Source organism: Candidatus Symbiopectobacterium sp. NZEC135 (genome assembly GCF_025962695.1).
On sequence record NZ_JAGFPF010000737.1, the window covers coordinates 1 to 993 of the forward strand.

At 53.2% G+C, this 993-nt stretch carries 1 pseudogene; it reads left to right on the top strand.

Features of this window, described 5'->3' with window-relative positions:
• Window positions 1–993: pseudogene (locus J5224_RS30095) on the top strand (TonB-dependent receptor); the annotation flags it as partial.

Below are 993 nucleotides of genomic sequence, written 5' to 3' on the forward strand. Positions count from 1 at the left end.
TGATTGAAAGCGCGGCGGGCCGTCGCAATCAAAAACGGGTTTCGGACAACTTTTTCCTGAAGTATTCGATGAACCTGAGCAGCGCCACCACGGTGGATATTTCCGGTAACTACGCCGACTACCAGAGCCGCCTGTTCTCCAGTTCAGTGCTCAACTCCGGCTACGACAACGCCCACACCGGGCTCGGTTTTACCAGCACGCTAAAGCACCGTATGGCGTTGGGTGAACTGGAATTTACCGGCAGCTACCAGAAACTGAAGGATGAGCGGACGGCCGATCAGGGCAATTACGTTGAACTGATGGATTATACTACTGGGAGCAACTCCTCCTCCCTGCGCAGCGGTGGACCGGGTAATCTGATTTCCGAGCAGGAAACGCTGTCAGCCAAAAGCGTGATGCGCTTTAACGACACTGAGTGGTTAGGCATAGCACACCAGCCCAGCGTCGGTTTTGAGGTGAACAATACCGAAGGTCGATATATTCGCCGTGATGATTATTATCGCTACCGACTAATGAGTTTCGACTGGTTTGATATGTTCACCATGAACCGTTTCCTCGCCGGGACTTACAGCACCACCTACACCAGCTATGCGCTGTTTGCCGATGATACCCTGCGCTATGGTCGGCTCACTGTGCGCCCCGGTGTGCGCCTCGATCGCGATGATTTCGTTGAGCAAACCAACATTGCACCGCGCCTGAGCGCCACTTACGATCTGTTTGGTGATAGCGATACCTTGTTGATTGGCGGTTTGAACCGCTATTACGGGCGTTCAATGTTGACCTATGCTCTTTATGGTGCACAAAACGCCGGTTTGCAGAACTGCAATGGCTGTAGCTCGTTAAACCCGACCGATCCTGATAACTACTGGGAACAGCAGAAAGACTTTGAGGGACTGGAATCACTCTCCACGCCCTATAACGATGAGTTGTCGCTGGCCGTCCAGCAACGGGTGCTGTCCACCACCTGGCGTTTGCAGTATGTGCATCGTGAAG